At 40.0% G+C, this 13,498-nt stretch carries 15 protein-coding genes; 11 read left to right on the forward strand and 4 right to left on the reverse strand.

The features are described from left to right. Nucleotides 1–145: 145 nt before the first annotated feature. The 7 genes from JW881_21780 (at nucleotide 146) to mazF (ending at nucleotide 5,151) form a co-directional block, all read left to right on the forward strand. Complete coding sequence (locus JW881_21780; protein ID MBN1700157.1) at nucleotides 146–991, forward strand: HAD family hydrolase; 846 nt, start codon at nucleotides 146–148, stop codon at nucleotides 989–991. Between the two features lie 69 nt (nucleotides 992–1,060). Continuing rightward, complete coding sequence (locus JW881_21785) at nucleotides 1,061–1,870, forward strand: hypothetical protein (GenBank protein ID MBN1700158.1); 810 nt, start codon at nucleotides 1,061–1,063, stop codon at nucleotides 1,868–1,870. Between the two features lie 159 nt (nucleotides 1,871–2,029). After that, nucleotides 2,030–2,845 carry a hypothetical protein gene (locus tag JW881_21790; GenBank protein MBN1700159.1) on the forward strand — a complete coding sequence of 272 codons (816 nt, stop codon included), beginning with the start codon at nucleotides 2,030–2,032 and terminating at the stop codon, nucleotides 2,843–2,845. A 173-nt stretch (nucleotides 2,846–3,018) separates the two neighbouring features. Then, nucleotides 3,019–3,624, forward strand: a complete 606-nt coding sequence (locus JW881_21795; GenBank protein MBN1700160.1) for a class I SAM-dependent methyltransferase — start codon at nucleotides 3,019–3,021, stop codon at nucleotides 3,622–3,624. A 447-nt stretch (nucleotides 3,625–4,071) separates the two neighbouring features. After that, the gene (locus tag JW881_21800) at nucleotides 4,072–4,428 is read left to right on the forward strand and encodes a GNAT family N-acetyltransferase (protein ID MBN1700161.1); all 357 of its coding nucleotides are present in this window, start codon (nucleotides 4,072–4,074) and stop codon (nucleotides 4,426–4,428) included. A gap of 154 nt (nucleotides 4,429–4,582) precedes the next feature. Next, complete coding sequence (locus JW881_21805; GenBank protein ID MBN1700162.1) at nucleotides 4,583–4,819, forward strand: AbrB/MazE/SpoVT family DNA-binding domain-containing protein; 237 nt, start codon at nucleotides 4,583–4,585, stop codon at nucleotides 4,817–4,819. Then, complete coding sequence (mazF, locus tag JW881_21810; GenBank protein ID MBN1700163.1) at nucleotides 4,813–5,151, forward strand: endoribonuclease MazF; 339 nt, start codon at nucleotides 4,813–4,815, stop codon at nucleotides 5,149–5,151. The genes JW881_21805 and mazF overlap by 7 nt, the downstream gene beginning before the upstream one ends. Nucleotides 5,152–5,281: 130 nt before the next feature. On the opposite strand, the gene JW881_21815 is transcribed toward mazF, so the two are convergent. Continuing rightward, nucleotides 5,282–5,452, reverse strand: coding sequence for a transposase (locus tag JW881_21815; protein MBN1700164.1), 171 nt, complete (start codon nucleotides 5,450–5,452; stop codon nucleotides 5,282–5,284). 199 nt (nucleotides 5,453–5,651) lie between these two features. Between JW881_21815 and JW881_21820 the strand changes: the two genes are divergently transcribed. From JW881_21820 to JW881_21835, 4 genes are all read left to right on the forward strand, one after another. Then, nucleotides 5,652–6,323, forward strand: coding sequence for a leucine-rich repeat domain-containing protein (locus tag JW881_21820; protein MBN1700165.1), 672 nt, complete (start codon nucleotides 5,652–5,654; stop codon nucleotides 6,321–6,323). 208 nt (nucleotides 6,324–6,531) lie between these two features. Further along, nucleotides 6,532–6,762 (forward strand): antitoxin, encoded by a 231-nt coding sequence (locus JW881_21825; GenBank protein MBN1700166.1) that lies wholly within the window; start codon nucleotides 6,532–6,534, stop codon nucleotides 6,760–6,762. After that, entirely contained in the window at nucleotides 6,762–7,172 is a 411-nt protein-coding gene (locus JW881_21830; protein MBN1700167.1) for a type II toxin-antitoxin system VapC family toxin, read from the forward strand. Before JW881_21825 ends, JW881_21830 begins: the two co-directional genes overlap by 1 nt. 20 nt (nucleotides 7,173–7,192) lie before the next feature. Then, nucleotides 7,193–8,467, forward strand: a complete 1,275-nt coding sequence (locus tag JW881_21835; protein ID MBN1700168.1) for a hypothetical protein — start codon at nucleotides 7,193–7,195, stop codon at nucleotides 8,465–8,467. 585 nt (nucleotides 8,468–9,052) lie between these two features. On the opposite strand, the gene JW881_21840 is transcribed toward JW881_21835, so the two are convergent. From JW881_21840 to JW881_21850, 3 genes are all read right to left on the reverse strand, one after another. Continuing rightward, nucleotides 9,053–11,041 carry a bifunctional metallophosphatase/5'-nucleotidase gene (locus JW881_21840; GenBank protein ID MBN1700169.1) on the reverse strand — a complete coding sequence of 663 codons (1,989 nt, stop codon included), beginning with the start codon at nucleotides 11,039–11,041 and terminating at the stop codon, nucleotides 9,053–9,055. Nucleotides 11,042–11,565: 524 nt separating this feature from the next. Then, complete coding sequence (locus JW881_21845) at nucleotides 11,566–12,108, reverse strand: hypothetical protein (GenBank protein ID MBN1700170.1); 543 nt, start codon at nucleotides 12,106–12,108, stop codon at nucleotides 11,566–11,568. A gap of 277 nt (nucleotides 12,109–12,385) precedes the next feature. Continuing rightward, nucleotides 12,386–13,495, reverse strand: coding sequence for an AAA family ATPase (locus JW881_21850; GenBank protein ID MBN1700171.1), 1,110 nt, complete (start codon nucleotides 13,493–13,495; stop codon nucleotides 12,386–12,388). Between the last annotated feature and the right edge of the window lie 3 nt (nucleotides 13,496–13,498).

Here is a 13,498-nt window from a genome sequence, read left to right on the forward strand (position 1 = left end):
ATTTGACGGGGGGGTGGGTCACATAATGTGACGACCCCCGGGTCACAAAAAATGACGAGGGTGGGTCAGATGTCGTGACGGTTTGCAGCAACTTCATAAACTCTCGTACCGTTAGCTGCAAGACCGCCTAATTGAATGAGTGGTTATGATTTACATTAGTGATTTAGATGGAACATTACTTAATGATAAAGCGCAATTATCTAAATACTCAAAAGTTGAACTCAATAAATTATTGGAAAACGGGATCCAGTTTACTGTTGCCAGTGGTCGAAGCGTTGTAGCTATAAAAAAAATACTAGATGGGATTAAAATTAAGCTTCCAATCGTAGAATTTAATGGTGCATTTATCTCCGATTTTGCTAATGGCAAACATCTAGTTATAAATAACATCGAACCAATTATTGTTCAAGAAATAGATAATATTTGTAAGAGTTTTCAAAAACAGTTTTTCCTTTCAACATTCAACGGGAAAGAAGATAAACTATATTTTGAAAATTGCACTAATGATGGAATGAAATGGTATGTTGATGATAGAACTAATAATAATGACAGTAGGATAGAAAAAGTTGAGAACATATCTGAACATAACCATGAAAAAGTAATATGCTTTACAATAATAAATAAAAGGGATCAATTATTACTATTAACCGAAGAGATGAGTGATAAATATAAGGATAAGCTTGAGATTCAATTATTTGCAAATCAATATAGTCCTGGCTGGTATTGGCTTACTCTTCATAATGTTAATGCAACTAAAGACAAAGCAATATGCAAAATACTTGAAATGTATAATCAAAACATTAATGAATTAGTTGTTTTCGGTGATGATAGAAATGATATACCAATGTTTAAAATAGCTAAAAATGCAATAGCGGTAGAAAACGCTATTGATGATATAAAACAAATAGCAACAGAAGTAATTGGAAGTAACAATGATGATAGTGTGGTAAAGTACATAAAAACTGAATTTGAGAGGCGGTCCTGCAGCTAACAGCGCGCAAGCCCGCCACCCCGTTATATGCAATTGCGTTGCTGATCTATTTTTTACATAGGGGATTAGATGATCGGAAAAGCTCCTGGAAATATTATTAAAGAATACCCTGAAAAAGGTCCAATGAAGCAGTATCGCTTTGACAAAGCTGTTGCTTTTGCTTGTTTTAGGTGTGGAAATGAAAAAAAGTCCAAACTTATTACAATATATCAATCAAATTGGAACAAAAGACTTTGTAATGGTTGTTACGGCAGGCTTTTATCCATCTACGAAATAAAAGCTGGCACAAAATCTGAAGACGAGAAAGTTGATGAATTAATTGAGCTATTATTAAAATTAGTTTCTGATGACGAATTAAGAATTGCAATTGAGAAATTGAAAATTAAAGAGAATAGAATCCAATATCTTGATTCAAAAACATTACGCTTTGTTGCTTCAGCAGAATATATATCATCGAAAACAGAAGAAGATTATTCATTGGATTGGTCTCATGTAATTATTGGCCTTTGTAAAGCATTTGAAAATGAGTTGGTCGAAAAAATTATTAGGCCATTTAAATCTCATTGCAAATCTATTGATATCTCAAATGACCTAAAGGATAATGATTTAAGTAGAATTACCAAATATATTTCGAAAGAGAACACAAAAGAACCAGAATTAGGTACATTCGCACATTTCCTCCAAACGGTATTGAATAGTAAAAGCAGAAGACATACAAGTAATATAATCAAAACTTTCTATGATTTTCTTACTGACTTTCCTTACTCAAATTGGATTCTTGATAAATCTGGTCTACTAAATGCGATTAATAGTATTTCTAACAATTTTAGAAATAAAGCAGCTCATATTGAAGAGTTAGGAAAAGAAGACTTTTTTTAATGTAAGTCCCTATTACTTGATAAATCTGGAATATTATGAAGCTTAAATCAATCAGTAAAATGAAACAATCAATAGAGAATCTAAATTATAAAGACGCAACGCAACTGCATATAACAGCGGGCAAGCCCGTTATAAGAAATCGTAAAAATAGGATTGGTTGTGAAAGAAGAAATTGAAAAAATCATTAATTCCTCAACAGTCAATGGGAATAAGTTCTGGGCAAGAACAGATGGAGATATTCATGCTCCTGCAGGGTATTCCACAATAGACATCCTAAATACTTTAGGTGATTTAGGAATAAAATATGATCAATACCCGGTGATTGCCGATACAATTGATTTTGTTTTTACCTACTATGATGAATCAGGATGTTTTAGATACAGTCCGAAAAGTTCAAAACTGCCGTGTATCACTGCCAGATTATTAACAGCTTTTGGAAGACTGGGGTATTCAGACGATCGATTGGAAGTCTGTTATCAGAAACTTTTAAATACACAAGAAGAAGATGGTGGATGGCGTTGCAATACTGTTAAATTGGGAAAGTCGCCATCTACTGATGCAAGTAATCCAGGTACTACATTATATGTTCTTGATGCATTTCATCACAGAAATAATTCAGAAAAAGATATTCTTAAACTTGAGAAAGGAGTAATTTTCTTACTCAGTCATTGGCAATCTAAGTTACCTTTAGGCCCTTGCAGTTTTGGTATAGGCACAAATTTCCAGAAAATAGAATATCCATTAATCAGATATAATTTATTATATTATTGTCACGTTCTTTCTCGTTTCAAGGTTTCATTGGATAGTGATTATTTTCAAGAGGCTATTTCTTTAATTACAGATAAAGCAGAAGATGGTAAAATAAAACCAGAAAATCCACATAGATTGTGGCGAGAATTCAGTTTTGCGCAGAAAGATAAAGAAAGTCAAATGGCCACTAAAAAGTATCAGGAGATACTTAACAATTTAGCATAAAACTCTATTTTTACGACTTCTTATAACAGGGTTTATATTCTGCGCCTTCGGCTTGGGCTTCACCACATTTTTGCTGCGCAAAAACGTCATATAAACCCGCCACCCCGTTAGGCGACATTTTTGTGGGATAAATTTAGAATGCCTTATATCAAATAATTCGTATAGAGGTAATTATGAATAACACGAAACGTTTTTATGATCAAAATTCACAAAAGTATGCTGATGAATGGTATTCTAATAATTCACTTTTACTCACTATTAGAGATTTTCTTTCTTTATTTCCATCACATCCGAGAATACTTGATTTAGGTTGTGGGCCTGGTCAAGAAAGCATGCGTCTGTCGAATGAAAATGCAGAAGTAGTTGGAATTGATTTTAGCACTGAATCTATAAAAATAGCAAAATGCAAAAATCCAAATTTGACCTTTTACTGTATGGATTACTTTGAAATTAATACAAACCTAGGATTCTTTGATGGCATATTTGCGTGTTCTTCACTAATTCATAATACTGAAGTAGAAATTGATCAGATATTGAAATTAATTACTAAAGTACTGAAACCTAATGGTTATTTTTGTATGATATATATAAAAGGTGAAGGTCAACGTATTAGTTATCCGGAAATTGATGGAGAAAAAATGGAAAGAATTGTACAACTATACACGGCGGAAAAAATGAAGAATATCTTTTGTAGAAACAGTTTTGAATTTAGTAAGCTTGGATATCTTGATGATAATCTAAAAGAATACTGGGAGAATCTCATTTTTAAAAAACTGTAATTTCCTATAGTATTTCGTTTTTCATTGTAAAACAATGTATTTTTGTTTTACATTTCGTGAAGTTCCCAATGTAGTGCAAAAACGCCGCCCAACACCGTGTAGACCTCAGCGCCCTGGCGCGCCAAACTCCCAATGGTTGGAAGGGGTGGAGTTTGGCGAGCTGGCGGGGATATCCGGCGCCGGTTGGTTCGTAGAGCCGTCATTTTCCGTTTGGACCAACATTGCAGTGGCGCGTTCGCAGTTTTTACTTTTCTTGTTGAAAACTACCTATTGTCAGTGTATGCTGGATTTGTAAGGGCTACGTTTGTACGTGGAAAAGCGCCGGACGTCGTCAACACGGAACGATGAGCAAAATGTCGCTGCGCTCCATTTTGCTCATCGGGGCGGCGGGCAAGCCCGCATGACGGGCGGTGGCGAAGCGCCACATCGCCCATCATGCAGGAAACGATGTCTACTGAAAATTTTTTGCTTCTAAAGGTCGTTTTGAGTTCGAATGATGGAGTCATTGGACATTGCCAATTCAAGAGAATCGACAGGGAGAAATCAAGAGCATCCATTGGCAGAATATTAATCAATCCCGAGAAAAGAGGACATGGATATGGCCTTCAACTCATAAATGAAATGAAGAATTACACAAAACTCAATCTCAAGCTAAAAAAGCTGGATTTGCGGGTCTTTGACTTTAATCATCCTGCAATCGGTTGTTATCGCAAGGCCGGGTTTATTGAAATCGGTATTAATGACAACCATATACCTGAATTCAAGGAAAACTGGAGAAGTCTTTCAATGGAATGCATTCCCTAGTATCTTCCCGTTGGGTACCGGCTCCAACAGTGTTTTTACAGCTGCAGCGCCATTTAGGGCGCCTTGGGCTTCGCGGGACGCAAAAACGTCTCATAAGCCGTGTTATCTGAAATATCATCTTGACGTTTGTTTAAACAATGTTTATACTTATCATATGATAACAAAAATACATAAATGGGGAAACAGTTTAGGCATCAGGATTCCAGCCACTATTGTAAAAGACCTTTCATTGAAAAATGGTTCTCTGGTAGATATCACAGAAGAAGCAGATAATATTATTATTCGACCGGAAAAAATGAAAGAACTTGACGATTTATTAAACTTAATCACTGATGAAAATCTTCACGCCGAAATTGATTTCGGAGAAAAAGAAGGAGATGAAATTTGGTAAGATCGGCTTATGTTCCGGAAAGAGGAGATGTAATCTGGTTAATTTTTACTCCTCAATCCGGGCATGAACAAACAGGTAAACGCCCGGCAATTGTATTATCTCCTTCAGCTTATAATAAAAAGACCAATTTAATGATAGCATGTCCAATTACAAGCAAAGTTAAAGGATATCCTTTTGAAGTTAAAATTGATGGGAAAAAAATTGATGGTGTGGTTCTATCTGATCAAGTCAAAAATCTGGACTGGAAAGCCAGAAGTGCTGTTTTTATTGAAAAGGCTTCAAAAAGTACCCTGAAACAGGTTCAGGAAAAATTATTTTTGCTTCTTCAATAGATAACAAAAAAACACTTATGGTAACGATTCTGCAGGAAAAGTCCCTATCAGAATCATATAGCCTGTCAATCGGTTCGATGCAGGTGATGTTGAAACCGATACGGCTAATAGTGGAAGTATTAATCCAAGGTTATTCCGAATCATGCATATGAAAACCGTTCGGCCCCACGATCTTTGATATTTTCCGGATAATACAATAGAGGCCCCATTGTATGTTCACCTTTGCTTTCGTACGAAGAGTGAATCGATCCGGCCTTTTTCGGAAAGTGATATGAGCAAACACCGGTTCGATGATTCCCATTCATTTAGAATACAATTCCCTTAGTTCGGGACGATCGATTTCTTCGATCATGACTTGTGAATAATTTACCGAACCTTTGCTGTCGACGTTATAGAGAGTGCGTATACCCCTAACGCTTTTCTTGCGTTGAAAACATTTTGCCGTATATGGACAATTCTTACAATCTGAAGCTTTCGATTTTCGGAATTGATTATCCGCTATGATGCTCTCGATGTTCTTCTCCGCAGCTGCCTTGAGATTGTCTTCACAGAAACAGTTCATATCGGCGAGTACGGTTGTTCCCTCAAGTTGTACAGGTTTTTCAGGCACTTTAATACTCCCATCCGGGCTTTCTACTATCAGCGATTATGCTTTTTATGAATGTACTGGTTTTATAGGTTCTCTTGTTCTACCAACTGCTCTTACTTCTATCGGAGATTTTGCGTTCGGAGGTTGCTCGGGCTTTACAGGCAATTTAAACTTGCCATCAGGACTCACTTCAATCGGCTTTTACGCTTTTGGTTATTGTAGGAGTTTCACAGGCTTTTTGAATTTACCATCAGGACTTACCACTATCGGGGGTGAGGCTTTTTGGAGTTGCCCAAATAGTCTTGGGAAAATAGGTTTTCAAGCTTTCGTAAATTGTAAGGGGTTAACAGGCGTTTTGGTTCTTCCTGCATCACTGTTTGTCCTTCAGAGTGGAGCTTTCGCGGGATGTACTAATTTTAATATAGTTCAAAGTCTTAATCCTGATCCTACAGATGGTGGAACTGGCATGTTCGATAATACAAGTCCATCGCTATCCATACAGGTACCATCGAGCTCTATAAATGCATATCAAACTGCGGATGGGTGGAGCGCATACTCAACTATAATTTCTGCATTGCCTTAATAGGCTTTTATTTGTAATGGGCAAGCAACGGCGAATAACAGCGGGTTAGCTCTTCGCTCGCAAGGAGCTCGGCCTTCGGCATATTTTTTGGCTTCGCAGTAGCTCCGCCAAATAACTTCGCCAACCCGCCACCCCGTTGTCCAATGTCGCAGGCTGGTCTTGATAAAAGTATAGATCATGATATATATTATTGACAGGAGTATATATTATGAAAACAGCAAAACTTTTTATGAACGGCAGAAGCCAAGCAATACGATTACCAAAAGATTTTCAATTCCCAGGCAAAGATGTCTATATACAAAAGCATGGGGATGCGGTTATTTTAGTCCCACATAATAAAATATGGGAAGTTTTCCTGCATGGCTTAAATTCCTTTACTGATGACTTTATGGAATCTGGAAGAGATCAGGGTATTGCAGAAACAAGGGAACCATTTTAATGTTTCTTCTTGATACAAACATATGTATTTATGCCATCAAGAAAAAATCTGACCTGGTTTTAGATAATATTTCTATCAATTTTAAGCATGGGATTTATATTTCTGCATTAACAGTTGCAGAATTGGAATTTGGAATAGCCGACAGCCAATATCCTGAAGAAAATCGTCTTTCACTACTTGAGTTTTTATCAATATTTACAGTATTGCCATTTGATGATGACGCTGCAATACCATATGGTAAAATTAAAAAGAAGTTAAAAGAGGAAGCTAAAATAATTGGACCAATCGATTTATTATTGGCCGCCCAAGCAATATCTAAAAATCTAATATTCGTAACAAATAATACAAAAGAGTTTCAAAGGATTAAAGAATTAAGAATAGCTCTTGCAAAACATAACACTGGATTATAAAATTATTACAGGAAGCCGTGATGAAAGTCAAGATTAAAATCTCAATACATATATTAATTAAAAACTTTTTATTCCTGATAATTCGGGCAGGAATTCCCTCGCTTCTGATTTTCATGCATCCAGGCTGTGTCTCTACGTCATCATGGGAATCATCCGATAATTCTTTAGCTGTCTCTGCACCTTCAATGGATTTTTCCGATAAATCTTTATCCGCTATAATCACATTCAAAGAACTTGATTTGGAAGTACCGGAAGATCCGCTTCTCAAGATACTCTGGCAATACGATCCGGATAGTTACCACCTGGTCTATCTTCAGGAACAGATTCCATATACGATAACAGTATACGGTAATGAGATCGATACAACCGAAGGGCATATTACAAGCAAAGACGGGGTTATGATTCCCATTATGGTTACCGATTCCAAGTTTCACGGCTGGATTGTATCTGAAGACCATTTTGGACAACTTCATGATATGATACCCGCCATTCATGAAACCAGTCATGGATTTACAGGCTATTATTCATATACACTATTATCCGAGCAAAATATGAATCCGGCTATGTATTCAACATACTGGTGTTTCTTCATAGACTGCAAGAAAATGGTGGTTGTGAAACCCATGGATATACCGCCGGTGTCCATCATTATCGATGTGGTACCGCTATTGCTTAAAAAGGGCAGATATAATGTTTACATCGAGCAAGGATTTACTTACAAAGCTGTTTTTGGTCTTTTGGATGAATTTACCGCTTATTATCACAATACAAGATTTGCCTTAAAGCTCTTTAATTATTTCAGAGAAAAACTTCCCCAAAACTTTAAAACCTGGAATGAATATTGGAATATGGCATTCTCGTGGAGTGAAAGTTACTTTGAGTTTCGCTATTTTATCCTCACATATATGATGGTACTCCGGGAGGTCGATCCCCACAGTTATGAAAGCCTGATGGAAAACAAAGCCTTTCGTCTTGCCTTTACCAACATAGATGACAGATTCAACGAAACTGTTAACCGGCTCGAACATATCTTCCAGGCAGCTATTCCCGATATTTTTAACGAACTCGGATATTCCACAGAAATATTCGTAAAATCTTACACACTTACCAGTAAACTCCCAAACGGCTCTGAAATAACAGAGAAACTTAAAGATCTTTATCTTAAGGTCACAATTCCGGAAACAAGCCGTATTGAATATTTTCATTTATCACAACCTTTTGCGGTTCAACTTAAACAGGAAATGGCTCAACCAGGATATCTGGAAATGGCGGCATTACTTCGTATTGATGAATAATCCGAATCGTATCATAATGGGCATTTAAGAAAATTCGAATCCTGTTGGGGGAGCGTTTGGCGATTGCGATTATTCAGCAACTCTAACAAATAATTTTTTAAAAGCGATCAAATTATTTATTTTTGAAACCTGAAGGGAAAAATTGAAGTGTATGTATAAAAATAAAGACGATGAATTTAATGAAAAAGATGGATGTATAGGTTTAGATAAGCTCCGAACAATCGATAAAATCAGATTAATAAAAAACCGGGGAAAGTGTATAAAAAGATTATTAATGAGTTTTATTAGTTTTAAATATTATTATATTATTATAAATATGCCTGGGCTTTAAATGAAAGAAGAATCGGTTCTTTTTTCGCTATTTTCGGATAAGGTGCCTTGATGGTCATATTTACTGGTACACGTCCTTCCGTTTCTATGAAAATGAACGGGCTCTCTGTTTTGATTTATTTAGCGATATCATTATAGATTTGATTCCCTTACGCTTTCAATAGCGCTTTCCCTTTAGGTGCCTTTAAGGGATTAATGAAATATTTTCTGTTTCTAAAAAGCTGCTCATAGCGGGTTGCAGCAGACTCCTCCCCCTCACCCCTTTTTCTTTCGCTTGATCCTCCGTATCACGATAAAAACGGTTAAACCGATGGCCGAAACCAGCGCGACGACGATTGAAAAGGCACTCCATGTTATCCATGTTCCCCTGGAAAGAAGGGAGACGGGATTCCAGCCCGGATCACTCACAATCCGCCCCTCTTTCCCCCTGTATTTCTCCGGGATATCGGGAAGGCCGTCGGCATCGGTATCGTCGAAACTTTGTACATACCGAAGCAGCCCGATCCACTCCTTGAGTTCCTGGATGCCGGGAGTGTTTCTGTCCATATCCACGCGCATGTCCGAAAGGTCTGAAACCGGGCTGCCGTCCCTTTTTTTGGGAACGATGTCCAGAATATTCATGGTAAAACGCCCGATCACCTTCAGAAAGGTGGAATTGTAGATATTGCCCGCCACGCGGTAGAGTGTTTTGTTCGATCCGGAATAATCGAGCGGGACATAGCCGTTTTCAAGGTCGCCCAGCCATATATCGGTCACCCTGTCGAATATCATCCGGTGAGGATTATAGGTAAATTTCACCCCCGAGATCTGGATGAAATAGTTCGAGCCTTTGAGGGGATAGACGCTCGTCAGGATTTCGAGCGCCTTTTTTATTTCCGATGCATAAAGGTACATGGTGACGATTGGATAGCACATGGTGTCGTCCATACCGATGCCGAGCGGAAAGGTTCTGAAAAGATCGCAGACGGCGACCTTCCCGCTTTTCCCCGCGCACAGATCGTCCCGTATCAGACCGTTCGACTCGATGGCCAGCGCCACCTTTGTCGCGGGATCGCCGGGATCGTAATCATGGTTGTCGACGTACCATCGTATCGAATCCGCTATCATGTTGCCGAGATTCGACTCGTCTTCCACACTCGCCAGATCGAATGCCGTCTCCGCGATAACATCGTCAAACGTCAAATCGAGACCGGCCAGCACCTTGTCATTGACCGAGTCTTTCGCCGTTTTGATCGCCTCATCGATTTCACTCTTGCCCGAGATGGTATCGTCGATCATTTGGATCCGGTATCCCGCCGTCTTCACCTTCCCGTTTTCAAATTCCACATCCAGGACCCCCACATGCCTGCCGTATGCCCATGCCTGAACGATGATCGTATCGTTCACCGGAATCGGTGTCAGAAGCCGGGTATGCGTGTGCCCGCTGACAATAACATCGATACCGTCGACCTTTGAGGCCAGGATCTCGTCTTCCGAATGCGACGGATTTTCATGCAGCCCGCTGTGGGAAAGACAGATCACCATGTCAGCCTTTTCCTCTTCCCTGAGGACGCGGACCATGTCGCGTGAGGTTTCCACAATGCCGGTGAAAGTCAAAGGAGAAGCGAAAGGCGAATCCTCGGCTGCGTCCTTTCCGAGAACCCCGAATATACCGATACGAATACCGGCCCGTTCACAGATGATGTACGGGGTAACCGCTTCCTCCCTGAACATGGCCTCGAGTGCGTCATCCTTGCCGCTTTCAGGACTGAATATGACATTCGCGCACACAAGACGCGGCATCCCGCCCCGCTCACGCGCGGAGGAAAGCATTGCGGCCAATCCTGACGGCATGAGATCGAACTCGTGATTCCCCAGACACACCGCATCGTATCCCATCGCATGAAGAAGACCGAGTTCCGTCGCATCTTCGCGGACCCTCATGTGGAAAAGGGTGCCCATGGTGAAATCCCCCGCATCGAGGACCAGGACGGGATTGCCGCGGCTGCTTCGAATTTCATCAATCACCGCCGCTATTCTGGCCCAGCCCCCGACAGTCTCGTCATCGTTGACACTGAACGGTGTATAGTCGATATTGGGCCCAAAACCAAGGAGGTGTGAATGGAGATCGTTTGTGTGGATGATCGTAAGGGTCTTCTTCTGAGCGAAAATCCCAGACGTTAAAAAGACAAGGATAACGGAAAGAATTCCTGATATTACGGCCTTTACGGTTCCAGGGTGTTGAATGCATGCCAATCGTTTCATAGGGCTATTATACGTCATACGCATTTTTATTACCACTCTTTGAGAAGGAGTAATTTTGAAAATAAATATAGGTAATCAATGAATCCGGTTGCCATATAATTTAGATGAAAGCGCTGACATTTATATATTAAAACTTCATGGAAGTCTGTCAAGGGTATATTCAAAAACAGCAAATACCGCACATCGTGAATTGTATACACAGCTTTATCACAACAAGCAAAGTAATGAGAAAATTTACAGTTCAGCTGATAATAGTCATCTGGATACGTGGACAGGTTTTTACGAATCTCCCTTATTACGATTCCTATATTACACAGAAGCCATTAGAAAATCAGTTCATGAGAAAATTATGGATAAAATTTTATTCTAAATATTTCATTTATTTAATTGATTCTTTGAGTCGGAATCTGTCCGACCCGACATTTTGTGTGGATGATCTTATTCGACCTGTCAGGTATATTTATTCTGTTTATTCCGGTCGGGGTGTATATGCTGGAAGGGGGATGTGGTTTAAAGATGTGTTTTTAAAGTCTAAGTATCCAAAATGGCGAATAATGACTCGTATAGAGAGATATTGATCTTTTTCGCCCCTGTAGATGCTGGATTATCTTAAACAATTGTCGTAAATTTCTTCGAGATGACTGCTGTAACTTCTTCTCCTCAATACCCCATTGCTTATATATGTTCTCAAATTCTTCGATGATGTTATTTCCATATTCCTCGACCATCGTTATAAACAACTCCAACAACCCCCGTAAAAACTGCGCGATACTAAAATAATTCAAATCAGCGTGAAGCAGCTTAATCTTTCGATACATATCCTCAGAGAAATAAACATGGACATGTTCCCGGCTTTCATCGGGATTGTCCGAGACCGTTCGATACCGGCTCATTCGCTGCCTTCCCCATTTATGTTCCTTTATAATCAAAGGATCGATGCAGGACAATATCCCGACAATGACGCCGGATATCGAACGTCCTGAACCGAATAATGTCAGGTTGTGCAGCTTCTCTTTCATAATATCCGTAATGATAAAATGGAATTCATGCGTATCGGATTCTGCCATACGACACTCCTTGAGTAATTATTATCATACAATATATAACGCTAAAAAAGTGCATATTGCATTAATTTATTTTTTTAAAGTCAATAAATAAATCCGACATAATCTTGATATATACAAAGTTATTATAGGGGGAGTGTATAATTATCTTTCAAAGTACAAAAAAGAATAATAAAAATAATTCCTCTGTGAGCTTTGTTTGAGAAATCTTTTAAAACAATCAATCAACAGGAACTAGCTATAAAATTCAGCCGCATTCTTTTGTAAACCCACGTCCGGCTTACGCCGGTACACCGAGTTTTTTAAGAAGAAGTCCGACATCGACATACTCCTTGATAATCTCCTTGACTTTCTGGATTTTTTCCTCATCCTCCGCCCTGATTTTAATAATGAGGTTGGATATCTTTTGTGCCGTCGTAAAGGTGTCGTCGGGGACCAGGATAATGGGGATATTGGTCCCTTTGACAAGCTTGAGTATCGCCTTGTTCGGCCAGATCCCGCAGGTAAGGATAATTCCTTTCACCCCGTATGCCTTGACACCGGGGAAATTACAGGTCATGGCCGCCAGAATCAGATCTTCCCTGTTCCCCGGGGTGATAAGCAGCACGTCTCCCTTGAAATAATCAAGCGCCGTATGCGCCGGCATGGCGCCCACGATCATCTTGCTGACACTCTGGTCGAGATTTTCCTCGCCGCAAACCAGTTTGCCGTGTATATCTTCGAACAGCTGCCGGAGCGTCGGGCTTGAAAGAGCGGGATAAAAGGGGATGACCCCAAGCACATCGATTTTCTTCCGTTTGAAGCCGAGCCTAACATATTTGTCGATCGAATCGTACTTGTCCTTCATTACCTTGTTCACCACGACACCGAGCAATTCGACCCCCTGCGCGTCAAAAACCGCCTTGTTCAGCATTACCTCATCAATCGGACGGCCGATCCCGGCACAGGTGACCATTACCATCTTTGCCTTGAGCATCCTGGCCACGGCCGCGTTTGACAGGTCAAAGACGGAACCTACGCCCGCATGGCCTGTCCCCTCGATGACCATAAAGTCCTTTCCCTCGCTCGCCCGCTGGTAGGCGGCGAGTATTCTTTTTTCGAGATGTCTGACTTCGCCGTGCAGGATATAATTCTTTGTAAATCCTTTGGGAACCGCCACCGGACTCATGTCCGGCAGCTTTGACCCGATATGAAAAACTTCATCGATGAGCGAGGCGTCCTTGTCGATCTCGCTGTTCCCGATAAGTTTCACCTGCTGCCCGACCGGTTTCATATATCCCACCCGGGAAAACCGTTCACGAAGGGCGTGCAGAAGACCAAGCGCGGTGATCGTCTTTCCGTCGTTCTGCCTTGTTGCAGCGACATATATACGCTTTTGCTGATCGATCACGTT

The organism is Spirochaetales bacterium, assembly GCA_016930085.1.
Classification (GTDB): domain Bacteria; phylum Spirochaetota; class Spirochaetia; order SZUA-6; family JAFGRV01; genus JAFGHO01.

What these genes read in the sequence shown, in the direction of transcription:
- JW881_21840 (MBN1700169.1), bottom strand. Translation starts at nt 11,041, where the DNA reads ATGAAACGATTGGCATGCATTCAACACCCTGGAACCGTAAAGGCCGTA.
- JW881_21835 (MBN1700168.1), top strand. Translation starts at nt 7,193, where the DNA reads ATGAAAGTCAAGATTAAAATCTCAATACATATATTAATTAAAAACTTT.
- JW881_21830 (MBN1700167.1), top strand. Translation starts at nt 6,762, where the DNA reads ATGTTTCTTCTTGATACAAACATATGTATTTATGCCATCAAGAAAAAA.
- JW881_21795 (MBN1700160.1), top strand. Translation starts at nt 3,019, where the DNA reads ATGAATAACACGAAACGTTTTTATGATCAAAATTCACAAAAGTATGCT.
- JW881_21815 (MBN1700164.1), bottom strand. Translation starts at nt 5,452, where the DNA reads ATGGGAATCATCGAACCGGTGTTTGCTCATATCACTTTCCGAAAAAGG.
- JW881_21845 (MBN1700170.1), bottom strand. Translation starts at nt 12,108, where the DNA reads ATGGCAGAATCCGATACGCATGAATTCCATTTTATCATTACGGATATT.
- JW881_21820 (MBN1700165.1), top strand. Translation starts at nt 5,652, where the DNA reads ATGATGCTCTCGATGTTCTTCTCCGCAGCTGCCTTGAGATTGTCTTCA.
- JW881_21805 (MBN1700162.1), top strand. Translation starts at nt 4,583, where the DNA reads ATGATAACAAAAATACATAAATGGGGAAACAGTTTAGGCATCAGGATT.
- JW881_21800 (MBN1700161.1), top strand. Translation starts at nt 4,072, where the DNA reads ATGTCTACTGAAAATTTTTTGCTTCTAAAGGTCGTTTTGAGTTCGAAT.
- JW881_21780 (MBN1700157.1), top strand. Translation starts at nt 146, where the DNA reads ATGATTTACATTAGTGATTTAGATGGAACATTACTTAATGATAAAGCG.
- JW881_21825 (MBN1700166.1), top strand. Translation starts at nt 6,532, where the DNA reads ATGAAAACAGCAAAACTTTTTATGAACGGCAGAAGCCAAGCAATACGA.
- JW881_21785 (MBN1700158.1), top strand. Translation starts at nt 1,061, where the DNA reads ATGATCGGAAAAGCTCCTGGAAATATTATTAAAGAATACCCTGAAAAA.